At 72.1% G+C, this 22,179-nt stretch carries 18 protein-coding genes and 1 riboswitch; of the genes, 14 read left to right on the plus strand and 4 right to left on the minus strand.

The genetic code is table 11. The features are described from left to right. Positions 1–72 precede the first annotated feature (72 nt). Positions 73–447 carry a hypothetical protein gene (locus OG622_RS06820; protein ID WP_371574105.1) on the minus strand — a complete coding sequence of 125 codons (375 nt, stop codon included), beginning with the start codon at positions 445–447 and terminating at the stop codon, positions 73–75. A 102-nt stretch (positions 448–549) separates the two neighbouring features. On the opposite strand from OG622_RS06820, the gene sigJ reads away from it, so the two are divergent. After that, positions 550–1,467, plus strand: coding sequence for an RNA polymerase sigma factor SigJ (gene sigJ / locus OG622_RS06825; RefSeq protein WP_371574106.1), 918 nt, complete (start codon positions 550–552; stop codon positions 1,465–1,467). A 143-nt stretch (positions 1,468–1,610) separates the two neighbouring features. Here sigJ and OG622_RS06830 read toward each other — a convergent pair whose 3' ends face one another. Together OG622_RS06830 and OG622_RS06835 are read right to left on the minus strand one after the other, a co-directional pair. Continuing rightward, positions 1,611–2,915 (minus strand): cytochrome P450, encoded by a 1,305-nt coding sequence (locus OG622_RS06830; RefSeq protein ID WP_371574107.1) that lies wholly within the window; start codon positions 2,913–2,915, stop codon positions 1,611–1,613. 20 nt (positions 2,916–2,935) lie between these two features. Beyond that, positions 2,936–4,306, minus strand: coding sequence for a glutamine synthetase family protein (locus tag OG622_RS06835; RefSeq protein ID WP_371574108.1), 1,371 nt, complete (start codon positions 4,304–4,306; stop codon positions 2,936–2,938). 165 nt (positions 4,307–4,471) lie between these two features. On the opposite strand from OG622_RS06835, the gene OG622_RS06840 reads away from it, so the two are divergent. The 10 genes from OG622_RS06840 to OG622_RS06885 all read left to right on the plus strand — a co-directional run bounded on the left by OG622_RS06840 (position 4,472) and on the right by OG622_RS06885 (position 14,706). Beyond that, positions 4,472–4,660, plus strand: coding sequence for a ferredoxin (locus OG622_RS06840; protein WP_086755097.1), 189 nt, complete (start codon positions 4,472–4,474; stop codon positions 4,658–4,660). 4 nt (positions 4,661–4,664) lie between these two features. Further along, positions 4,665–5,873: an NAD(P)/FAD-dependent oxidoreductase gene (locus OG622_RS06845; RefSeq protein WP_371574109.1), complete on the plus strand. Its 1,209-nt coding sequence runs from the start codon at positions 4,665–4,667 to the stop codon at positions 5,871–5,873. Between the two features lie 14 nt (positions 5,874–5,887). Further along, positions 5,888–6,700, plus strand: a complete 813-nt coding sequence (locus OG622_RS06850; protein WP_371574110.1) for an acetoacetate decarboxylase family protein — start codon at positions 5,888–5,890, stop codon at positions 6,698–6,700. 123 nt (positions 6,701–6,823) lie between these two features. Beyond that, complete coding sequence (locus OG622_RS06855; protein WP_371574111.1) at positions 6,824–8,284, plus strand: aldehyde dehydrogenase; 1,461 nt, start codon at positions 6,824–6,826, stop codon at positions 8,282–8,284. Next, positions 8,277–9,191: a 3,4-dihydroxyphenylacetate 2,3-dioxygenase gene (locus OG622_RS06860; protein WP_371574112.1), complete on the plus strand. Its 915-nt coding sequence runs from the start codon at positions 8,277–8,279 to the stop codon at positions 9,189–9,191. Before OG622_RS06855 ends, OG622_RS06860 begins: the two co-directional genes overlap by 8 nt. Before the next feature lie 11 nt (positions 9,192–9,202). Then, complete coding sequence (locus OG622_RS06865) at positions 9,203–10,048, plus strand: fumarylacetoacetate hydrolase family protein (RefSeq protein WP_371574113.1); 846 nt, start codon at positions 9,203–9,205, stop codon at positions 10,046–10,048. 59 nt (positions 10,049–10,107) lie between these two features. Beyond that, positions 10,108–10,767 carry a TetR/AcrR family transcriptional regulator gene (locus OG622_RS06870; RefSeq protein WP_371574114.1) on the plus strand — a complete coding sequence of 220 codons (660 nt, stop codon included), beginning with the start codon at positions 10,108–10,110 and terminating at the stop codon, positions 10,765–10,767. A gap of 191 nt (positions 10,768–10,958) precedes the next feature. Then, positions 10,959–12,416: an APC family permease gene (locus OG622_RS06875; protein ID WP_371574115.1), complete on the plus strand. Its 1,458-nt coding sequence runs from the start codon at positions 10,959–10,961 to the stop codon at positions 12,414–12,416. A gap of 98 nt (positions 12,417–12,514) precedes the next feature. Beyond that, entirely contained in the window at positions 12,515–14,008 is a 1,494-nt protein-coding gene (locus tag OG622_RS06880; protein ID WP_371574116.1) for an aldehyde dehydrogenase, read from the plus strand. Further along, positions 14,005–14,706: a gamma-glutamyl-gamma-aminobutyrate hydrolase family protein gene (locus OG622_RS06885; protein ID WP_371574117.1), complete on the plus strand. Its 702-nt coding sequence runs from the start codon at positions 14,005–14,007 to the stop codon at positions 14,704–14,706. Before OG622_RS06880 ends, OG622_RS06885 begins: the two co-directional genes overlap by 4 nt. Positions 14,707–14,749: 43 nt before the next feature. Here the strand turns inward: OG622_RS06885 and cobN are convergent, their stop codons facing one another. Next, a complete protein-coding gene (cobN, locus tag OG622_RS06890; protein WP_371574118.1) occupies positions 14,750–18,379 on the minus strand; it encodes a cobaltochelatase subunit CobN in 3,630 nt (1,209 codons plus the stop codon). Positions 18,380–18,470: 91 nt separating this feature from the next. Continuing rightward, positions 18,471–18,546: riboswitch (cobalamin riboswitch) on the minus strand. Positions 18,547–18,648: 102 nt separating this feature from the next. On the opposite strand from cobN, the gene cobG reads away from it, so the two are divergent. Genes cobG through OG622_RS06905 form a run of 3 tightly spaced genes read left to right on the plus strand, consistent with a single transcriptional unit; the run spans position 18,649 to position 22,146 of the window. After that, the gene (gene cobG, locus OG622_RS06895; protein ID WP_371584020.1) at positions 18,649–19,962 is read left to right on the plus strand and encodes a precorrin-3B synthase; all 1,314 of its coding nucleotides are present in this window, start codon (positions 18,649–18,651) and stop codon (positions 19,960–19,962) included. Positions 19,963–19,996: 34 nt separating this feature from the next. After that, positions 19,997–20,659 carry a precorrin-8X methylmutase gene (locus tag OG622_RS06900; RefSeq protein WP_371574119.1) on the plus strand — a complete coding sequence of 221 codons (663 nt, stop codon included), beginning with the start codon at positions 19,997–19,999 and terminating at the stop codon, positions 20,657–20,659. Then, complete coding sequence (locus OG622_RS06905; protein ID WP_371574120.1) at positions 20,656–22,146, plus strand: precorrin-2 C(20)-methyltransferase; 1,491 nt, start codon at positions 20,656–20,658, stop codon at positions 22,144–22,146. The genes OG622_RS06900 and OG622_RS06905 overlap by 4 nt, the downstream gene beginning before the upstream one ends. Positions 22,147–22,179 lie beyond the last annotated feature (33 nt).

Below are 22,179 nucleotides of genomic sequence, written 5' to 3' on the forward strand. Positions count from 1 at the left end.
TAAGCGGGCGAACTGGCCGGCCACAGGCCGCACACGGCGAAGGGCACCCATGAGCCAGTGCTCTGGGCAGGCTCAACGCCGGGCCAGCGCCAGCACACTCAGACCGAACATCAGGACGCCCAGGGGGAGATGGACCGACGGGACGTGCGCGATACCGAGCACGACCTGGACCGAGGCGAGTACGAGGAAGCCCGACGCGTGCCGGACCGGCCGGGGCGAGCCGCCGCCCGGCTTCCACGCCAGCACCGCCGCGAGCACGTACAGCATCGACGCCCCGTACATCACACGGGCCCCGACACTGTGCAGCGTCTCTCCGTAGGACGAAGTCAGCAGCAGTCCGGCGGAGACCGCCTGGAGGAAGATGGTCAAGGTCTGCAGGGCGATCGCGATCCGCAGGAACGAGGAGCCGCGCTGTGCGTTCGCCGTCGCCGTCACCTGAGTGGCCATGCCACAGTCCCCTTTTCCGCCCTCGGGCAGTAGATCGATAAGGTCTCACCGGTACGACGACGCGAGCCCGCGAAAGGTAAGGCGAGGGGGGCGGCCGAAGGCATGGGGACTATGGGGGCCGGCACGGACGGGACGGCAGGCGAGCGACGCCAACTGGTCAACATCGCCTACCGGTTGCTCGGTTCGGTGACCGAGGCCGAGGACGCCGTACAGGATGCCTACGCACGCTGGTACGGGCTGCCACGGGGCCGGCAGGAGGAGATCCTGTCCCCCGGCGCCTGGCTGACGACGGTGACCGGCCGTATCTGCCTGGACCTGCTCAGTTCGGCGCGGGCCCGCCGTGAACGCTATGTCGGCGCGTGGCTGCCCGAGCCGCTGCCCGACCGCACCGAGCGGGACCACACGGACGGCGTCGGCCCCACCGGTCCCGCGGACCCCGCCGACCAGATCGTCATGGACGAGTCGGTGGCCATGGCCTTCCTCGTCGTCCTGGAGTCGATGACGCCCGCCGAGCGGGTGGCGTTCGTCCTGCACGACGTCTTCCGGTACCCGTTCGCCGAGATCGCCGACGTCCTTGGCCGGACGCCCGCGGCCTGCAAGCAGCTGGCGGCCTCCGCCCGACGACGGGTCGGCGGCGCGCGCGCTCCGGTGACGGCGACCGGCCGATCCGACGTGGTGCGGCGCGTCAAAGTGGCGTGGGAGACCAGGGACATCGCGGCCCTCGTCAATCTCCTCGACCCGGCCGCCGTGATGACCGCCGACGGCGGCGGCATGGTCGGCACCGTCCTGCGCCCGGTCGAGGGCGGCGCGCGCATCGCCGAGTACATGGCCGCCATCGCCGACAGGGCTCCGGGGCTCGAACTCCTGGAGCGGTCGGTCAACGGCGTACCGGGCCTGGTGGCCCGGCGTGCCGGCGTCGTCATGACCGTGGCCTCGTTCGGCATCTCCGAGGGACGCGTCACCCACATCTGGGCGGTCCGCAACCCCGAGAAGCTGCGGCCGTGGGGGCGGGAGGGCTAGTGCCTGTCGTACGCCTCTGCCCTCGGCGGAGTGCACGAAGTCGACGTGGGCCCTACCCGCACCGGAGCGCGCCGGTAGAGCGCGACGCTTCGGAGTGACTCGGGCACCGGCGGGCATCTCCCCCACCGGTGCCCGAGAGTGTGTCAGGCGAGGGTCACCTCGACCGGTAGCTTCTTGATGCCGTTGACGAAGTTGGAGCGGACGCGCGGGACGTCACCGACGAGGCGGATGTCGGCGAGGCGTGGGATCAGCTCCTCGAACATGATGCGGATCTCCGTGCGGGCCAGCAGGTTGCCCAGGCACAGGTGCGGGCTGCCCTTGCCGAAGGTGACGTGGTCGTTGTCGGCACGGGCGACGTCGAGGTCGTAGGGGTTGCCGAAGACCTCCTCGTCGCGGTTGCCGGAGGCGTACCACATGACGACCTTGTCGCCCTCCTTGACCTGCTTGCCGCCGAGTTCGACGTCACGGGTCGCGGTGCGGCGGAAGTGGTAGACGGGGGACGCCCAGCGCAGGAACTCCTCGGTCGCCGTCGGGATCAGCGACGGGTCCTCCTGGAGGCGGGCGAGCTGCTCCGGGTGCTGGAGCAGGGCCAGCATGGAGTGGGTGATGGTGTGGCGGGTGGTCTCGTTGCCGGCGACGACGAGGAGCAGGAAGTAGTTGTCGAAGTCCTGCGCGGAGAGCGGGACGCCGTCGCGCGGGGTGGTGTTGACCAGCTTGGAGACCAGGTCGGTGCCGTCGCCGCCGCGTCGCTGCCGGGCCAGTTCGCGGCCGTACTCGAAGACTTCGAGGGAGGCGGGTGAGCGGAACGGCAGGTGCCGGTACTGCTCGCTCTCCGCGCTGTTCAGCAGGACGTCGGCATAGTCGGGGTCGGTGTTGCCGATGATGCGGTTGCCCCAGTCGATGAGCCGCTGGTTGTCCTCCGGCGGGACATCGAGGAGCCGGGCGAGGACGTTGATGGGGAAGTCGGCGGAGACGTCGGCGACGAAGTCGAAGGTGCCCTTGGCGAGGGCCGCGTCGAGGGTGGTGGCGGTGAGGCCGCGCAGGAAGTCGGTGTAGCTGTTGATGACACTCGCGCCGAACTGGCGCTGGATCACGCTGCGCAGCGCGCGGTGGCGGACGCCGTCCAGCTCCAGGATGGAGGCGCGGGTCTTGATCTGATCGTCGTCCACCTCTTCGAGGTTGACGAACCTCGTCGAGGTGAAGGTCTCGGCGTCGCGGTCGACGCGGGCGATGTCGGCGTGCCGGGTGACCGCCCAGAAGCCGGAGTTGGGGGCCTCCTCCGGCTGCCAGTGCACCGGGTCCTCGTGGCGCAGGGTGTGGAACATGCGCCACGGGGTGACGCCGTCGGTGAAGTTGTCGAGGTCGGCGAGGTCCACGTCGTCCAGCGGCATGGGCTCCTGGACGGCTTCGCGCACGAGGGCGGGGGGGAGGTGGGCGGAAGTGGTCATGGCGGTGGTTCTCCCGGGCTTCACAGGTGGTAGGCGTACTCGGTGAACTCCCAGTCGGTGACGTGCCGTTGGAAGCGTGCGACCTCATCGCGCTTGTAGGTGAGGTACGAGGTGGTGAAGTCCTTGCCGAGGAGCTCGGTGAGGGCGGTGTCCGCCTCCAGCGCGTCGAGGGCGGCGGGCAGGCTCATCGGCAGCACGGCCGCTCGGGCGGTGTCGTAGCCGTAGCCCTCCAGCGGGGCGGGGGGCTCCGCGCCGGCCCGGACGCCGAGCAGCGCGGCGGCGAGCGTGCCCGCGATCAGCAGATACGGGTTGGCTCCGGCGTCGCCGAGCCGCAGTTCCAGACGGGCGCCGGAGCCGCGCTCGGGCGGGATGCGGACCATGGCGCTGCGGTTGTCCAGGCCCCAGTCGATCAGCCAGGGCGCGAGGGTGTCCGGGCCGAACCGCTTGTAGGAGTTGACCGTCGGGTTGGCGAGGGCGGCGAGGGCCGGGGCGTGGGCGAGGACGCCGGCGATGGCGTGGCGGGCGGTGTCGGACAGCCCGTACCGGCCCGCCGGGTCGTCGAAGGTGTTGTGTCCCCGCTCGTCGTCGCAGGACAGGTGGATGTGGAAGCCGGAGCCGCCCGCGTCGTTGAAGGGCCGGGCCATGAAGGTGGCGAGGCGGCCCTCCTTGCGCGCGAGTTCCTTGACGGCGGCCTTGAAGCGGAAGGAGCGGTCGGCGGCCGAGAGGGCCTCGGAATGCGTCAGGTTGATCTCGAACTGGCCGCCGTCGAACTCGTGGTTGCCGTTGGTGACGCCGATGCGCAGGTCGCGGAGCCGGCGCAGGGTGCGCAACAGGTGGTTGTCGGGGTCGGCGCGCAGGCCGGCGGTGTAGACGGCGCCGGCGGCGCCCGAGTAGCGCTTCCAGCCGCTGGGGGACGCGGGGTCCTCGTCGCAGAGGAAGTACTCGAGTTCGGGTCCGACGACCGGGCGCAGGCCCTGCTCGGCGCAGCGGGCGAGCACCGAGCGCAGCAGGTCGCGGGGGGACTCGGGGGCAGGTGCCCCGGTGGCCGGGTCGATGGTCTCGCCGAGACAGGTGGCGACTCCGGGCTCCCAGGGCAGGGCGAGCAGGGTGTCGAGGTCCGGGCGCACATGGATGTCGGGCAGGCCGGCGTCGAGGCCTCCGGGCACGGGGACGACGTTGCCCTGGGGTGAGGTGTGGTAGACCGCCCGGCAGAAGGCGAGTCCGTGCTCGCAGGCCGTCGGCAGCTGGTCGAGCAGTACATCGCGGGCCCGGTCGGTGCCGATGAGGTCGGGGTAGGTCACCCGGACCACGTCGATGCCCTCTGCGGCCAGTCGCTCCTGGTAGTGCCCGACGGCGTAGTGCCCGACGGGCGGCGTTTCGGATGCGCTCACCGTTGTCTCCTCGACGACTGGGGCCAATTATTTGATTCCAAACGATAAGAACGACTCCATCGGCCCGCAAGGGGCCGGCCACAAAAAATTATCCACCTGGACAGGTATTGACCAGGAGTGGACGACTTTCTATGTTGTTTGAAGCCAAACGAGCTGGAGGTCCCCATGAAGGTCGTCGTCGACATGAACAAGTGCCAGGACCACGGACAGTGCGTGTTCGCCGCCCCGGACGTCTTCCAGCTCGACGGGAACGGGCGCCTGGCCTACGTCAGCGACCCCGACGACGCGCTGCTCGACGAGGTCGAGGAAGCCGCCGACGTCTGTCCGCTCCAGGCCATCCGGATCGAGGCCTGAGCAGATGAGCACACGCGTTGTCGTCGCCGGCGCCTCCATGGCGGGTCTGCGGGCCGCCGAGCAGCTGCGGGCGGCGGGCTGGACCGGGGCCGTCACCGTCGTCGGCGACGAGCCGCACATGCCCTACAACCGGCCCCCGCTCTCCAAGGAGGTGCTGGCAGGCAAGGCGCCCTTCGAGTCTCTGGCCTTCCGTCCCCGCGCGAGCGTGGCCGACGTGGAGTGGCGGCTCGGCACGCGGGTCGCCGCCGCGCGCCTCGACGAGCGGACCGTCGAGCTGGACGACGGCTCGACACTGTCGTACGACGGTCTGGTCGTCGCCACCGGTATGCGGCCGCGTCGGCTCGGCTGCTCCGGTCCGCTCGCCGGCCGCCACACGGTCCGTACGGTGGCCGACGCGCAGGGCCTGCGGGACGAGCTGACCCGGCCCGGTGCCCGGGTGGTCGTGATCGGCGCCGGGTTCATCGGCTGCGAGGTCGCCGCCACGGCCGTGGGCCTCGGGGTCGCCGAGGTGACCGTGGTCGATCCGCTGCCGCTGCCCATGGTCGGTCCGCTCGGTGAGCTGCTCGGTCGCACGCTGCTGCGCCGGCACGAGGAGCGCGGGGTGCGGTTCGCGCTCGGCACGGGCGTCGCCGGGTTCGAGGGCGAGGAGCGGGTCACGGGTGTGGTGCTCGGCGACGGGACCGTACTGCCCGCCGACGTGGTGGTGGAGTCGGTGGGCTCGGTCGCCAACGTCGAGTGGCTGGAGGGCAACGGCCTCGACCTGTCCGACGGAGTGCTCACCTGCGAGCAGCTGCGGGTCGGCGGGCGGCCCGAGGTGGTCGCCGTCGGCGATGTCGCCCGTTTCCCCAACGCCCGCTACGACGGCGTACCCCGCCGGGTCGAGCACTGGTCGATTCCCACGGACACCGCCAAGCACGCGGCGAAGGTGCTGGTCGGCCATCTCACCGGCGCGGAGGCGCAGTCGGCTGCCTTCGGACCGCTGCCCACCTTCTGGAGCGACCAGCACGACTTCCGGCTCCAGTCCTTCGGCGCGCCGGTCCTCGGCCGGGACGACGTACGGGTCCTGGACGGCGACCCGGCCGCGGACGTCCTGGTCGGCTACCACCACGACGGCCGGCTGGTCGGCGTCGTCGCGCTCGGCGGCCCCGCCACCGTGTCCGCCGCCGCCCGCTACCGCGCCGAGCTGCTCAAGCAGCCCGCCCTCACCGCGTAAGGACCCTCCTGACCATGACCAGTGTCCGTGGATACTTCCACCCCAAGACGGCGAGCGGCGGCTCGTCGCTCATCCCCTCCCCGCCCTGGCGCTACTCGGGCGACCTGCTCACCGTCGAGTACCGCACGGACCCCGCGCGGGTGCGTGAACTGCTGCCGGAGCCACTGGAGTTGGCCGACGAGGACCCCGGCGCGGTCGCGCTGATCTGGGCCGACTGGCAGTCCTGCTCGGCGTCGGGGGCGGAACTGCTCGACCCCGTGCTCTCCCAGTACAAGGAGGCCTTCGCGGTCGTCCGCTGCGCGTACAGGGGGCGGACGTACTCGCGGTGCGTCTACATCTGGGTCGACAAGGACTTCGCGATCGCCCGCGGGCTGCACCAGGGATATCCGAAGAAGCTCGGGTCCATCCACCAGGCGCGGCCCCATCCGCTGGGGCCCGCGCCGCGGATCGAGGCGGGGGCGCGATTCGGGGCGACGCTGGCGGCGGCGGACCGGCGGCTCGCGCAGACCGTGGTGACGCTGCGGGAGCCGGCCGAGACGAACGGGTTCGTGAACGCGCATCCCATGGCTCATCACCGGTGGCTGCCGTCCATCGAGAAGGGGAAGGGATTGGCCCTCGATGAGCTGATCGAGACCGGGGCGGCTTCCTTCGAGGGGGGTCGGCCGTGGGTGGGTGAGGCCGAGTTGGAGCTGTTCGAGGCGCCGACCGAGGAGTTGGCCCGCCTGGAGATCCGTGAGCCGATCGCCGCGTACTACCGGCAGGTGGGGGTCGTCTGGGACGGCGGACGGTTGTTGGAGTCCGGGCTGTCGGGCGCGAGCGCCGAGTAGGCCCGTCGTCGAACGCGGGTGGTCGGGGGCTGGTCGCGCCCACGCGGCGGAGCCGCATATCCACCCAGCCCCGCGCACCCAGGTGAGCGGGTCCGTCCCTATCCCGAGAAGGAATCCCCTTTCATGTCTGACAAAATCGTCGTCGCCGGCGTCTCCGTCGACACCCGGCACTGGATCGGCGGACAGCGGGTCGCCTCCGCCGAGACCTTCACCGACGTCTCCCCCGTCGACGGTCGTGTCCTCGGCGAGATCGCTCGTGGCGGTCCCGGCGAGGTCGACGCCGCTGTCGCCGCCGCCCGTGAGGCCTTTCCCGGCTGGGCCGCCACCCCCCGCACCGAACGCGCCCGGGTCCTGCACGCCATCGCCGACGGGGTCGAGAAGCGGCTCGAAGAGCTGGCCGTCGTCGAGACGAACGACAACGGGGCGCTGCTGCGGTCGCACCGGCGGGGTGTGATGCCGCGGGTGGCGCACAACTTCCGGTTCTTCGCCGACCGGCTGCTGACGCTGGAACACGAGGACTTCGAGACGCGCGGGCACACCAACCGGGTGAGCTGGGACCCGGCTGGGCCGTCCGTGCTGATCACGCCGTGGAACGCGCCGCTGATGCTGGCCACCTGGAAGGTCGCCCCGGCCCTCGCCGCCGGCAACACGGTGATCCTCAAGCCCGCCGAGTGGACCCCGCTGACCGCGTCGCTGCTGGCGGACATCGCCGCCGAGGCGGGGCTGCCCGCCGGGGTGCTCAATGTCGTCCAGGGGTACGGCTCTGAGATCGGTGACGCGCTCACCTCGCACCCGGACGTGCGCCGGATCAGCTTCACGGGATCGGTGCCGACGGCCAGGCGGATCGCCGGGTCGGCGGCGCCCAACCTCACCCCGCTGAGCCTCGAACTCGGCGGCAAGTCACCGCTGTTGGTGTTCGCGGACGCCGATCTGGACCTGGCCGTGGACCTCGCGGTGGAGCAGTACGACAACGCCGGGCAGGTGTGCCTGGCCGCGACACGGTTCCTCGTGGAGGAGTCGGTGGCGGAGGAGTTCACCCGGCGGTTCGTGGAGAAGGCGTCGGCGCTGAAGCAGGGTGACCCGCGCGACGAGGCCACCGACATCGGGCCCACCATCCATCCCCGGCAGCTGGAGAAGATCGACGGGTTCGTGCGGCGGGCCGTGGCCGACGGGGCCCGTGCGGTCATCGGTGGGCACCGCGAGGGCGAGCAGTACTACGCGCCCACCCTGCTCACCGATGTCGCCCAGGACTCGGAGATCGTGCAGGAGGAGGTCTTCGGGCCGGTCCTGACGCTCCAGACCTTCGCCGACGAGGACGAGGCGGTCCGGCTCGCCAACGACACCCGTTTCGGACTGGCCGCCACCCTCGCCACCGGTGACACCGAGCGCGCCTCGCGGGTGACCGAGCGGCTGGTGGCGGGCACGGTGTGGGTGAACTGCTTCTTCGTCCGTGATCTGCGGGCTCCTTTCGGCGGCTCCCGTCACTCCGGGGTCGGCCGGGAGGGCGGCACCTGGAGCTTCGACTTCTACTGCGACGTGAAGAACACCGTGACCGCGCCGAACGGATGGAACAACCATGGGTGAGATCGTCGGGGCGGGGCTCCTCGCCCATGTCCCCACCATCGTCCTGCCGGAGGCCGACCGGCTGGAGCTGAACGGGGGCAAGGAGATCACCCTCGTCACCGGCCTCCAGGAGCTGCGCCGGGACGTCTTCGACCGCGATGCCGCCAACGACTACGACACCGTCGTCGTCCTCGACTCGCACTGGGCGACCACCGTCGAGTTCGTCGTCGCCGCACAGCAGCGCCGGGCCGGTCTCTTCACCTCCGAGGAGCTGCCGCGCGGGATGTGCCGGATGCCGTACGACTTCCCCGGTGATCCCGAACTCGCCCTGAACATCGAGAGGTTCGCGGACAAGCACGGCACCTGGATCACCGCGATCGAGGACGAGTACCTGCCGATCTACTACGCCACGATCAACCTGTGGAAGTTCCTCGGCGAGGGTCTGCCCGACAAGCGGTGGGTGAGCATCGGGGTCTGTCAGACCGGCGACATGGAGGACCATCTGCGGCTGGGGCGGGCGCTCGCCGACGGGATCGCCGCCACCCCAGGGCGACGGGTCCTCGTCATCGCCTCGGGCGCGCTGTCGCACACCTTCTGGCCGCTGCGCGAGCTGCGTGACCACGAGGCCGGCGACCCGGCGCACATCTTCACGCCCGAGGCGCGCGCGGCCGACCAAGAACGGATCGCCTGGTTCAAGGAGGGCCGGCACGACAAGGTCCTCGACACCATGGACGAGTTCTGGAAGCACAAGCCCGAGGCGAAGTTCTTCCACTACCTGATGCTGGCCGGCGCCCTGGGCGAACAGGACTGCGTCGCCAAGGGCCGCCAGTACGGCGAGTACGAGAACTCCATCGGCACCGGTCAGGTGCACCTGTGGTTCGACCGCCCGGCCGCCGGCTGGACCGGCACTCCGCACCGACTCCCCTAGGAAGGCCCGCCATGCCCGAGTACCGCCGCATCCTCCTCGACGGAGCCACCGTCCAGGTCACCGTCGACGGCGACGAACTGGTCGCCGGGGACGGCCGCCGCGTCAAGACCGAGGAGGCCCGGCACCTCCCGCCGGTCGTGCCGTCGAAGGTGATCGCCGTCCACCTCAACCACCGCAGCCGCGTGGACGAGTTCCGGATCGGACTCCCGGACACGCCCACCTACTTCCACAAGCCGACCTCCTCCCTCAACAGCCACAAGGGCGCCGTCGTCCGCCCCGACGGCTGCAAGTGGCTCAACTACGAGGGCGAGGTCGCCATCGTCATCGGCAGGACCGCGCGGAACATCGCGCCGCAGGACGCGGGCGAGTACATCGCCGGGTACACCGTCGCCAACGACTACGGTCTGCACGACTTCCGTGACACCGACGCCGGTTCGATGCTGCGGGTGAAGGGTTCCGACACCCTCTGCCCGCTCGGTCCCGGGCTCGTCACCGACTGGGACTTCCACGGAAAGCGGCTGCGGACGTACGTCAACGGCGAGGTCGTCCAGGACGGTTCGACGGACGAGATGAAGTGGGACATGCACTATCTCGTCGCCGACATCGCCCGCACCATCACGCTGTACCCGGGGGACGTCCTGCTCTCCGGCACCCCGGCCAACTCCCGGCCCGTACAGCCCGGCGACGTCGTCGAGGTGGAGGTGGAGGGCCTCGGCCGGCTCACCAACCACATCGTCACCGGCCCCACCCCGGTCCGCACCGACGTCGGCGCACAGCCCACCGAGTCCGAGGAGGTCCTCTCCACGGCGCTCGGCGGCGACTGGGAGTTCCGTGGCGTCCGCCCGCCCCGGCGGTGACGTCCGGGCGCGGTCACGGGCAGGTGGCGGGCGGGAGGCAGGCGGGTAGGGTCACGCGCATGACCGATTCCGCCGACGCCGCCGACGCCCCGAAGAGTCGACGGCCACGCAGGCGCCTCAACTACGGCGAGGGACGCGAGGCTCTGCTGAACGCCGCCGTGCACGTGGTGGCGCGGGGCGGGTTGCGCAGGCTCACCTACCGGGCCGTCGCGGAGGAGGCGGGGGTCACCCACGGGCTCGTCGTGCACCACTTCGGGTCGCGTGACGCCCTGATCGAGGAGGCCCTCGCCCACACCATCCGCACCTCGCTCAACACCAGCTCCCTCGAACCGGGCACCGGCAAGGTCGCGGACTTCTCCACCGGGCTGTCCGAGATGGTCACGGCCGACCCGGACACCCAGGCCTTCCAGTACGAGCTGCTGCTCGAATCCCGGCGCCGGCCGGAGCTGCTGCCGCAGATCCGCGAGCTGTACGACGAGTACTTCGACGCCGCCCGGCGCGAGCTGGGCCGGATGCTGCCGGCCGGCGCGGACAAGGCGCTGACCCGGCTGGTCTTCGCCGCGCTCGACGGTCTGGTCCTGCATCAGCTCGTCCTCGGCGAGCCCGACGTCACGGACGCCGCTCTGGAGGAGCTGCGCTCCCTGTTGCGGCTGCTCGACGCCAACGGCGGCGCCCACCGAACCCGTGCCGCCGACGAAGCCGGCGACGCCCACGCATAGCCGCTGACCTCAGCGGTTCCGGCCCCGGACGTGCGGCGTCCGGGGCTTTTCGGCGTCCCGGCGCGGGACCGGAAAACCCGGCGGAAATCTTCACGGGACCCCTTGCCAAACGGATAGTTCGGGCTCACGATGAGGCAACTCGTTTGGGTCTAAACGAATCCATCCCTCCCCGTCCCCGACAGGTGATCCGAGTGGACAGTCAGACGGCGGTCGCCCCGCACAGCTCGCAGGATCCATCCACGGCAGGCAGGCTCAAGCCCGATTCCCTGGGCGTCCTGGGCATCCTGTTCTTCGTCCTTTCCGCCCAGGCCCCGCTGACCGGCATAGCCGGAGCCGTGCCCATCGCCGTCGTCATCGGCAACGGGGCCGGTGTCCCCGCCGCGTATCTCGCCGCCGGCGTCGTGATCCTGCTGTTCTCCATCGGCTTCGTCGCCATGGGCCGCCACGTCGTGGACGCCGGCGCCTTCTACACGTACATCGGCAAGGGCCTGGGCCGCTCGACCGGGTCCGGCAGCGCCGGCGTCGCGCTCTTCGCCTACTGCGCCATCCAGGCCGCGATGTACGGGCTCTACGGCGCGACGGTGAGCGGCCTCGTCGAGCACTACGCCGACGTGACGATCGCCTGGTGGGTGTGGGCGCTGGTCACCATGGTGGTGGTCCAGGTCCTCGGCGCCGCCGGGATCGAGATGGGCGCCAAGCTCCTGGCCGTGTTCGTCCTGGCGGAGTTCAGCATCCTGATCGCCTTCGCCTTCGTGACCTTCTTCAAGGGCGGCGGCCCCGAAGGGCTCGGCCTCGCCGACAGCTTCTCGCCGGACGCGGCGCTCCAGGGCGCTCCCGGTGTGGCGCTGATGTTCGCCGTGGCATCGATGTTCGGCTTCGAGGCGACCGCCATCTACGGCGAGGAGGCCCGGGAGCCGAAGAAGACGGTGCCGCGCGCCACCTATCTGTCGGTCGCGGTCGTCACCGGCTTCTTCGCCTTCACCTCGTGGATGCTGGTCTCCGCGCACGGCGCGGCACAGGCGATGGCGGAGGCGGGCAAGGCGCTGGAGAGCGGTGACGCCGCGGGCTGGGTCTTCGCCCCCATCGCGGCGGAGTTCGGCGCGTGGACCGGCGACGTGCTGCCCGTCCTGCTGGCCACCTCGCTGTTCGCGGGCATCCTGGCGTTCCACAACTCCGCCAACCGCTACCTGTTCTCCCTGGGCCGTGAGGGTCTGCTGCCGCGCGGGCTGACCTCGCTCAACCGGCGCCACTCCCCCTGGGCGGCCGGCCTCGTCCAGACCGTGATCGCGGCGGCCCTGGTCATCCCGTTCGCGCTCCTGGGCAAGGACCCCGTGCTGACGCTCTTCTCCTGGTTCAGCGGTGTGGCAGTCCTGGCGATGATGCTCCTGTACTTCCTGACCTCCGTCTCCGTGGTCGTCTTCTTCCGCCGCACCCGTGCCGACACCCGGCCGTGGAACACGCTGATCGCACCGGTCCTGGGCGCGCTCGGCATCGCCTGGGCGATCTGGCTGATCATCGAGAACTTCACCACGCTCATCGGCGGCGACCGGGCCACCGCCGTGTGGCTGCAACTGACCGTCCCCGCGGTGCTGGTGCTGGGTCTCGTCGTGGCACGGGTGACCCGGGACCGCCGGACAATCGCGGACTGACCGCCACGCACCTTCACCGGTTCGAACCCTCACAAAGAGCCCCCGCCCGAAGAACCCCGCACAAAGAACCCCGCACAAAGACAGGAAGAGGAGAGCTGATGCCCGCCGCCCTCGCCCACGACGACCTGCTCCGTCGCGCCAAGGAACTGGATCTGCCCGACCAGCACCACATCGACGGGGTGGACGAGCCGGGCGGGGGCGCCTCCTTCGCCGTCGTGTCACCCCGTGACGGTCAGGTCCTCGTCGAGGTCGCCGACGCGCGGAGCGCCGAGGTCGACCTGGCCGTGGCCGCCGCCCGCCGCGCCTTCGACTCGGGCCCCTGGCCCCGCCTGGCACCCGCCGACCGAGGCCGGATCCTGCTCCGCGTCGCCGAACTCCTGGAGGAGCGGCGGGAGGAGCTCGCCCTGACCATCACCCTGGAGATGGGCAAGCCGTTCAGGGAAGCGCACGACATCGAGCTGCGCGCCGCGATCAACACCTTCCGCTGGTACGGGCAGCTGGCCGACAAACTCACCGACGAGTCGCCCCACACCTCCCCCGACGCCCTGGCCCTGGTCACCCGCGAACCGACGGGTGTCGTGGGCGCGGTGGTGCCGTGGAACTTCCCCCTGACACTGGCGAGCTGGAAGGTGGCCCCGGCGCTGGCCGCCGGCTGCACGGTCGTCCTGAAGCCCTCGGAGAACTCCCCGCTGTCCGCCCTGCTGCTGGGCCGGATCGCCACCGAGGCCGGACTGCCGCCGGGCGTCCTCAACGTCGTCACCGGGGACGGGCCGACGGCCGGGCGGGCGATCGGACTGCACCCCGATGTGGACGTGCTGGCCTTCACCGGCTCCACGGCCGTGGGCCGGCACTTCCTGCGCTACGCCGCCGACTCCAACCTCAAGCGGGTCTGGCTGGAGCTGGGCGGCAAGTCGCCGAACATCATCCTCCCCGACGCCCCCGACCTGGAAAAGGCCGCCGCCACCGCCGCCTGGGGCATCTTCTTCAACCAGGGCGAGATGTGCACCGCCCCGTCCCGGCTCCTGGTGCACTCCTCCGTCGCCGAACGCGTCACCGAGGCGATCGTGGCCCGCGCCCGGGAACTGCGCGTCGGCGACCCGCTGGACCCGGCCACCGAGATGGGCGCGCTGGTCCGCGGGGCCCATCTGGAGCGCGTCCTCGGCCACATCGGCACGGGTGTCGCCGAAGGCGCGCGACTGCGAGCGGGCGGCGAGCGCACCCTGACGGACACCGGCGGCAGCTATCTGCGGCCCACCGTCTTCGACCGGGTGGACCCCGGCATGCGGCTGGCCCGCGAGGAGATCTTCGGCCCCGTCCTGTCCGTCCTCACCTTCGACGACCTCGACGAGGCCGTACGGCTGGCCAACGACACCGAGTACGGTCTCGCCGCCGGCCTGTGGACCTCCGACCTGTCCACCGCCCACCAGGTCTCCCGCGCGCTCAGGGCCGGCACGGTCTGGGTCAACTGCTACGAGGAGGGGGATCTGACCGTGCCCTTCGGCGGGATGAGGCAGTCGGGCAACGGCCGCGACAAGTCCGCCCACGCCATCGAGAAGTACACCGAGCTGAAGACCACGTGGATCCAGCTGTGACCCGGCCCCTGATAGCGGTACCCGCCCGCTTCTCCGCCACGACCTCCGCACTGCGGTACGCCGCCGAGGTCAACGCCCGCGCCCTGATCGAGGCCGTCTGGCGGGCGGGCGGCGAACCCGCGAGCATCCACCCCGCCGCCGGCGACGTGGCCGCCCGCCTCGCCCGCTTCGACGGCGTCCTCCTCCCGGGCGGCGGTGACCTCGCCCCGTACCGCTACGGCGCCACGGACACCCACGACAGCGTGTACGACGTCGACGAGGTACAGGACGCCTTCGACCTCGAAGCCGCCCGCGCCGCCCTGCACTCGGGCATCCCCCTGCTGGCGGTCTGCCGGGGCCTGCAGGTCGTCAACGTCGCCCTCGGCGGCACCCTGGAACAGGACATGGGCGGCCCGGAGCGCGAACACCGCCACCTCGCGCACCCGGTGGCGCTCCGGCGCGGAACCGTGCTGGAGCGGGCCACCGGCGCGCAGAAGGTGGAGGCGTCCTGCTACCACCACCAGCGGGTGGACCGGCTGGGCGAGGGTCTGGAGGTCACCGCCCGCGCCGCCGACGGCACCGCGGAAGGACTCGAACTCCGGGGCGCCCCCGGCTGGTTCGCCGCCGTCCAGTGGCACCCCGAGGACACCGCCCACGAGGACACCGCGCAACAGGCCCTCTTCGACGCCCTCGTACGGGCCGCCGGGGACCGACGCTGAAACCGGCGGCCGAGGACGCCCCGCACCGCCGGTTTCGTGGCCGTCAGTCCTCGCCGCCCTCCAGGTCCCCTTCCGCCTCCAGGTACACCCGACGCAGCCCCTCCAGCACCGCCGGGTCGGGCTTCTCCCACATGCCGCGCGACTCCGCCTCCAGCAGCCGTTCGGCGATGCCGTGCAGGGCCCAGGGGTTGGCCCGCTGCAGGAACTCGCGGTTGGTCTCGTCCAGGACGTAGGTCTCGGTGAGCTTGTCGTACATCCAGTCGGCGATCACGCCGGTGGTGGCGTCGTAGCCGAACAGGTAGTCGACGGTGGCGGCGAGTTCGAAGGCGCCCTTGTAGCCGTGGCGGCGCATCGCCTCGATCCACTTGGGGTTGACGACACGGGCGCGGAAGACGCGGGAGGTCTCCTCGACGAGGGTGCGGGTGCGGACCGTCTCGGGGCGGGTGGAGTCGCCGATGTACGCCTCGGGGGCCGTGCCGCGCAGGGCGCGGACGGTGGCCACCATGCCGCCGTGGTACTGGAAGTAGTCGTCGGAGTCGGCGATGTCGTGCTCACGGGTGTCCGTGTTCTTCGCGGCGACCTCGATCCGCTTGTACGCGGTCTCCATCTCCTCGCGGGCCGGACGCCCGTCGAGTTCCCGGCCGTAGGCGTAGCCGCCCCACACCGTGTAGACCTCGGCGAGGTCGGCGTCGGTGCGCCAGTCGCGGGAGTCGATGAGCTGGAGCAGGCCGGCGCCGTACGTGCCGGGACGGGAGCCGAAGATACGGGTGGTGGCCCGGCGTTCGTCGCCGTGGGACGCCAGGTCGGCCTGGACGTGGGCGCGGACGTGGTTGGTCCCGGCCGGCTCGTCCAGGGAGGCGGCGAGACGTACGGCGTCGTCGAGCAGCCCGATGGTGTGCGGGAAGGCGTCGCGGAAGAAGCCCGAGATGCGCAGGGTGACGTCGATGCGCGGACGGCCCAGCTCCTCCTGCGGGATGGCCTCCAGGCCGGTCACGCGGCGGGAGGCGTCGTCCCAGACCGGGCGGACGCCGAGCAGGGCGAGGGCCTCGGCCACGTCGTCGCCGGCCGTGCGCATGGCGCTCGTGCCCCACAGCGAGAGGCCGACGGAGGTGGGCCATTCGCCGTTGTCGGCGCGGTAGCGCTCCAGCAGGGAGTCCGCGAGGGCCTGGCCGGTCTCCCAGGCGAGGCGGGAGGGGACGGCCTTGGGGTCGACGGAGTAGAAGTTGCGGCCCGTCGGCAGGACGTTGACCAGGCCGCGCAGCGGGGAGCCCGAGGGGCCCGCCGGGACGAAGCCGCCGTTCAGGGCGTGCACACTGTGGTCGAGTTCGGCCGTGGTCGCGGCGAGCCGGGGCACGACCTCGCGGGCGGCGAACTCCAGGATCGCGGCGACCTGTTCGCCGTGCTCGGTGGGGACGGCGGCCGGGTCCCAGCCCGCGTCCTCCATCGCCTGCACCAGCGTGCGGGCCTTCTCCTCGGCCTCGTCGGCGGTCGTGCGGGTCGCGGCGGACTCGTCGAGGCCGAGGGCCTCGCGCAGGCCGGGCAGGGCCGTGGTGCCGCCCCAGATCTGGCGGGCACGGAGGACGGCGAGGACCAGGTTGACGTGGTCGGCGCCGGTGGGCGGGTTGCCGAGGACGTGCAGACCGTCGCGGATCTGGGCGTCCTTGACCTCGCACAGCCAGCCGTCGACGTGCAGCAGGAAGTCGTCGAAGCCGTCGTCCTCCGGGCGGTCGTTCAGGCCGAGGTCGTGGTCGAGCCTGGCGGCCTGGATGAGGGTCCAGATCTGGGCGCGGATCGCCGGGAGCTTCGCCGGGTCCATGGAGGAGATCTGCGCGTACTCGTCGAGGAGTTGCTCAAGACGCGCGATGTCGCCGTACGAGTCGGCGCGGGCCATCGGCGGGACCAGGTGGTCGACGAGGGTGGCGTGGACGCGGCGCTTGGCCTGGGTGCCCTCGCCCGGGTCGTTGACGAGGAAGGGGTAGACGAGGGGGAGGTCGCCGAGGGCTGCGTCGGGGCCGCAGGCGGCGGACAGGCCCGCGTTCTTGCCGGGCAGCCACTCCAGGTTGCCGTGCTTGCCGAGGTGGATCATCGCGTCGGCGCCGAAGCCGCCGTCGTCGGCACGGGCCGCGATCCAGCGGTAGGCGGCCAGGTAGTGGTGGGAGGGCGGGAGGTCCGGGTCGTGGTAGATCGCGATCGGGTTCTCGCCGAAACCGCGCGGCGGCTGGATGAGGATCAGCAGATTGCCGAAGCGGAGGGCCGCGAGGACGATGTCGCCCTCCGGGTTGGCGCTGCGGTCGACGAACATCTCACCGGGCGCCGGGCCCCAGTGTTCCTCGACGGCGGTGCGCAGTTCCGCAGGGAGCGTGGCGTACCAGCGGCGGTAGTCGGCCGCGGGGATACGGACCGGGTTGCGGGCCAGTTGCTCCTCGGTGAGCCAGTCCTGGTCGTGGCCGCCGGCCTCGATGAGCGCGCGGATCAGTTCGTCGCCGTCGCCGGAGGCCAGCCCGGGGACGTCGGCGCCCCCGAAGTCGTAGCCCTCTTCGCGCAGTCGGCGCAGGAGGGCGACCGCGCTGGCGGGGGTGTCCAGGCCGACCGCGTTGCCGATGCGGGAGTGCTTGGTCGGGTAGGCGGACAGGACGAGCGCGAGACGCTTGTCGGCGTTGGCGATGTGCCGAAGTCGCGCGTGGCGTACGGCGATTCCGGCGACGCGGGCGGCGCGCTCGGGGTCGGCGACGTAGGCCGGGAGGCCGTCCTCGTCGATCTCCTTGAAGGAGAACGGGACGGTGATCAGACGGCCGTCGAACTCGGGGACGGCGATCTGGCTGGCCGCGTCGAGCGGGGAGACACCCTCGTCGCTCTCCGCCCAGGCGGCGCGCGAGCCGGTCAGGCACAGGGCCTGCAGGATCGGCACGTCGAGACCGGTCAGGGCGCCCGCGTCCCAGGACTCGTCGTCGCCGCCGGCCGACGCCTCGGCGGGCTTGGTGCCGCCCGCCGCGAGGACGGTGGTGACGATGGCGTCGGCGGCCCGCAGTTCCTCGATCAGCTCGGGCTCGGGGGCGCGCAGGGACGCCACGTACAGCGGCAGCGCGCGGGCGCCCGTGTCCTCGATCGCCTCGCACAGGGCGCCCACGAACGCGGTGTTGCCGCTCATGTGGTGGGCCCGGTAGTAGAGCACGGCGACGGTCGGGCCGTCGGTGCCCTCTCGTGGGGTGCGCTCCAGCGGGCCCCAGGACGGAGCCGGCGCGGGGGCGTCGAAGCCGTGCCCGGTGAGCAGGACGGTGTCGGAGAGGAAGCGGGCGAGCTGCTCCAGGTTGGCGGGGCCGCCGTGGGCGAGGTAGGCGTGCGCCTCGGCGGCGATGCCGACGGGGACCGTGGAGGCGGCCATCAGCTGGGCGTCGGGGGCCTGTTCACCGGTGAGGACGACGACCGGGCGGCCGTCGGCGAGCAGCAGGTCGAGGCCGTCCTGCCAGGCTCGGATACCGCCGAGGAGGCGGACGACGACCAGGCCGGCGCCGTCGAGGAGGGCCGGCAGGTCGTCCAGCGCGAGGCGGGAGGGGTTGGCGAAGCGGTACGGGACCGGGCCGTCGGCCGCGCGGGCGCTGAGCAGGTCGGTGTCGGACGTCGACAGGAGCAGGATGTGGGGCTGCGTCGAGCGCTCCCCGGACGATGGCTGCATGCGGCTGCTGGCCTTCCTCGGGGTCCGCGCCCCGGGCGGTGTCGGATCGGAGTCTCCCCTGCTCGGGCGGGACCGAGGGGTACGGGGAAGGGAGTTCCTGACTCGCCCGCCCCTCCTGGGACGGACTCACAGTGGCGGGACCGCGCCGGACTCACACCGGCTTCCTCCCCTGATCGCCATGGTGGCGTCGGCGGACCGGATGATCCACCAAGCAGCATAGTAAGGGTCGCCTCAAAAGGGCGGAGGATACGTCCGTTGTGCCGGTGGGTATGCTCGCCGCCATGTCCACGCCTCCCGTCCGTTCATCGTCCCAGGCCACAGCGGTCACACGGGACCGTGGCGACGCCTGCCCGGGGACGTTGCGGCTGCACGCGGCGGACGACGGGGCGCTGGCCCGGGTCCGGGTGCCCGGTGGTGTGCTGACCGTCCGCCAGGCCGAGGCGCTCGCGGACGCGGCGCGGCGGCTCGGCGATGGTGATCTTCACCTCACCTCGCGCGGCAATGTGCAGCTGCGGGGACTCGCCGACGGCTGCGGGGGCGAGCTGGCCGAGTCGCTGGACGCGGCCGGGCTGCTTCCCTCCGCCGGGCACGAGCGGGTGCGCAACATCGTGGCCTCGCCCCTGTCCGGGCTCGACGGGCGGGGCCTGCGGGACGTACGGCCCTGGCTGTCGGCGCTCGACGCGGGGCTGTGCGCGAGCGACGCGGCGCGGGAGTTGTCGGGCCGGTTCCTGTTCGCGCTCGACGACGGGCGCGGGGACGTGGCCGGGCTCGACGCCGATGTGACCGTGCGGGCGGCCGAGGACGGCGGTGCGCTGCTGGCCCTCGGAACGGCCGACGAGGCCCTGTCCGTGCCCGCCGAGAAGGCGCCCCGTGCCGCGCTGGCCGCCGCCGAGACCTTCTTGGCGGCGGCGCGGGAGAGCGGATCCCGGGTCTGGCGTGTGACCGAACTCCCACTCCAGGACGGGCTGCTCCGCCAGGTACACGGCCGTCTGGCCGCCGACGGCATCGACGCCGTGCGCCGGTCCCGGACCGGAACCGGGACGACCGGGGCCGGGGGCCCGCTTCCTGGCACGGTCGGCGACGCCCTCTGCGTACACGCACCCCTCGGGCGCCTCACCGCCCTCCAGTGGCGGGAGTTGACGCACCTCGCGTCCACGACCCCGTGCGGTGAACTGCGACTGACACCCTGGCGCGGAGTCGTCGTCCCCACGCCGGGCATGCGCGAGGAACAGGCGTCCGAAGCGCTCGCACGGCTCTCCGTGACCGGTCTCGTCACCGATCCCGCCTCCCCGTGGCTCCGCGTCGGCGCCTGCGTCGGGCGGCCCGGATGCGCCAAGTCCCTTGCGGACGTGCGGGCGGACGCGACCGCGAGCCTCGACGCGGCCGGGCACGGCGTCCTCCCCGTGTACTGGTCCGGCTGCGAACGCCGCTGCGGGCACCCCAGGGGCGAACGGATCGACGTGGTGGCCGTGCCGGACGGCGGCTACCGGCTCTCCCGCACCGCCCCCGGGCAGGAACCGCGCACCACGTCCATGGCCGACCCCGGCCGACTCGCCACCGCCCTGGCGGCGATCACCCCATGACCCGCACGAACACACCCGCACCGACGACACCCGTATGACGACCGAGAGCAGCGAGAAGACCACCGTGACCACGTACGAGTACGAGAAGGACGGCCCGGCGATCTACCGCCAGTCCTTCGCCACCATCCGCGCGGAGGCGGACCTCGCGGCCCTGCCCGCCGATGTCAGCCAGGTCGCGGTCCGGATGATCCACGCCTGCGGAATGGTCGACCTCGTACGGGACTTGGCGTACACGCCCGACGTGGTGGCCCGTGCCCGTGCGGCCCTGCGCGCCGGGGCGCCCATCTTCACCGACGTCCGGATGGTCGCCAGTGGAGTGACCCGCAAGCGGCTGCCCGCCGACAACGACGTGCTGTGCACGCTCTCCGACCCGGCCGTCCCCGCGCTGGCGGCGAAGCTGGGCACCACGCGCAGCGCCGCCGCGCTGGAGCTGTGGCGGGACCGGCTGGAGGGGTCGGTCGTGGCCGTCGGCAACGCGCCCACCGCGCTCTTCCGGCTCCTGGAGATGATCGAGGAGGGCGCGCCCCGGCCCGCCGCCGTCATCGGCGTGCCGGTCGGGTTCGTCGGCGCCGCCGAGTCCAAGGAGGCGCTCGCCGCGCACCCGTCGGGCCTGGAGCACATCGTCGTACGCGGCCGTCGTGGCGGGAGCGCCATGGCCGCCGCCGCGCTCAACGCGATCGCGAGTGAGGAAGAGTGAAAGGCAAGCTGTACGGGGTGGGGCTCGGCCCCGGTGACCCGTCCCTGATGACCGTCCGGGCCGTCGAGGTGATCTCCGAGGCGGATGTGATCGCGTATCACAGCGCCCGCCACGGCCGTTCCATCGCCCGCTCGATCGCGGAGAAGCACCTGCGTGCCGACCACATCGAGGAGCGGCTGGTCTATCCGTTGACGACGGAGACCACCGACCATCCGGGCGGCTACAAGGGCGCGATGGAGGAGTTCTACGCGGAGGCGTCGGCGCGGCTGGCCGCCCATCTCGACGCGGGGCGCACTGTCGCGGTCCTCGCGGAGGGCGACCCGCTCTTCTACGGCTCCTACATGCACATGCACAAGCGGCTCGTGGACCGCTACGACACCGAGGTCGTCCCCGGAGTCACGTCCGTGTCCGCCGCCGCCGCGCGTCTGGGGACGCCGCTCGTCGAGGGCGAGGAGGTGCTGACGATCCTGCCGGGCACCCTCCCCGAGGAGGAACTGACCGCACGGCTCGCCGCGACGGACGTGGCCGTGGTGATGAAGCTGGGGCGGACCTTCACCAAGGTCCGCAGCGCGCTGGAGAGTTCGGGGCGGCTGGGCGAGGCCCGCTATGTCGAGCGGGCCACCATGCCCGGGGAGCGGATCGCCGAACTGGCGGACGTGGAACCGGAGTCGGTGCCGTACTTCTCGGTGGCCGTGCTGCCCAGCCGGGTCGACACCGAGCGGCCCCAGGCGCGGGAGCGGGGTGAGGTCGTCGTGGTCGGGACCGGGCCCGCCGGTCCGCTGTGGCTGACTCCGGAGACGCGGGGCGCGCTCGCCGCCGCCGACGACCTGGTCGGCTACACCACCTACCTGGACCGGGTGCCGCGGCGCGCGGGCCAGGTCCGGCACGGCTCGGACAACCGGGTCGAGTCGGAGCGCGCCGAGTTCGCCCTCGATCTGGCCCGGCGCGGGCGTCGGGTCGCGGTCGTCTCCGGTGGCGACCCGGGGGTCTTCGCCATGGCGACGGCCGTACTGGAGGTCGCCTCGCGGGAGGAGTACACGGACGTCCCGGTACGGGTGCTGCCGGGGGTGACCGCCGCCAACGCGGCCGCCGCCCGCGCGGGCGCCCCGCTCGGCCACGACTACGCCACGATCTCCCTCTCCGACCGGCTCAAGCCGTGGGAGGTCATCGCCGAGCGGCTGCGCGCGGCGGCCTCGGCGGACCTGGTGCTGGCCCTGTACAACCCCGGTTCGCGCAGCCGTGTGTGGCAGGTGGGCAAGGCGCGCGAGCTGCTGCTGGAGCATCGGGCGCCGGACACCCCGGTGGTGGTCGCGCGGGACGTGGGCGGCTCCGGCGAGCGCGTACGGATCGTACGGCTGGCCGACCTGGATCCGGCCGAGGTCGACATGCGCACGATCCTGCTGGTCGGCTCCTCGCAGACCCAGGTCGTACGGCGTGGGGACGGCGAGCGGATCGTCTGGACGCCCCGCCGGTATCCGGAGGCGTGAGCGGGGCGGTGCCGCGTGCGGCTGCCGCCGGGG

The organism is Streptomyces sp. NBC_01314, from assembly GCF_041435215.1.
In the GTDB taxonomy this organism is placed as follows: Bacteria; Actinomycetota; Actinomycetes; order Streptomycetales; family Streptomycetaceae; genus Streptomyces.

Excerpts from the sequence above, each read along its gene's own strand:
- OG622_RS06870 (WP_371574114.1), top strand. The coding sequence starts at position 10,108 with ATGACCGATTCCGCCGACGCCGCCGACGCCCCGAAGAGTCGACGGCCA.
- OG622_RS06900 (WP_371574119.1), top strand. The coding sequence starts at position 19,997 with ATGACGACCGAGAGCAGCGAGAAGACCACCGTGACCACGTACGAGTAC.
- cobG (WP_371584020.1), top strand. The coding sequence starts at position 18,649 with ATGCTCGCCGCCATGTCCACGCCTCCCGTCCGTTCATCGTCCCAGGCC.
- OG622_RS06850 (WP_371574110.1), top strand. The coding sequence starts at position 5,888 with ATGACCAGTGTCCGTGGATACTTCCACCCCAAGACGGCGAGCGGCGGC.
- sigJ (WP_371574106.1), top strand. The coding sequence starts at position 550 with ATGGGGACTATGGGGGCCGGCACGGACGGGACGGCAGGCGAGCGACGC.
- OG622_RS06880 (WP_371574116.1), top strand. The coding sequence starts at position 12,515 with ATGCCCGCCGCCCTCGCCCACGACGACCTGCTCCGTCGCGCCAAGGAA.
- OG622_RS06855 (WP_371574111.1), top strand. The coding sequence starts at position 6,824 with ATGTCTGACAAAATCGTCGTCGCCGGCGTCTCCGTCGACACCCGGCAC.
- OG622_RS06830 (WP_371574107.1), bottom strand. The coding sequence starts at position 2,915 with ATGACCACTTCCGCCCACCTCCCCCCCGCCCTCGTGCGCGAAGCCGTC.
- OG622_RS06845 (WP_371574109.1), top strand. The coding sequence starts at position 4,665 with ATGAGCACACGCGTTGTCGTCGCCGGCGCCTCCATGGCGGGTCTGCGG.
- OG622_RS06860 (WP_371574112.1), top strand. The coding sequence starts at position 8,277 with ATGGGTGAGATCGTCGGGGCGGGGCTCCTCGCCCATGTCCCCACCATC.
- OG622_RS06865 (WP_371574113.1), top strand. The coding sequence starts at position 9,203 with ATGCCCGAGTACCGCCGCATCCTCCTCGACGGAGCCACCGTCCAGGTC.
- OG622_RS06820 (WP_371574105.1), bottom strand. The coding sequence starts at position 447 with ATGGCCACTCAGGTGACGGCGACGGCGAACGCACAGCGCGGCTCCTCG.
- OG622_RS06840 (WP_086755097.1), top strand. The coding sequence starts at position 4,472 with ATGAAGGTCGTCGTCGACATGAACAAGTGCCAGGACCACGGACAGTGC.
- cobN (WP_371574118.1), bottom strand. The coding sequence starts at position 18,379 with ATGCAGCCATCGTCCGGGGAGCGCTCGACGCAGCCCCACATCCTGCTC.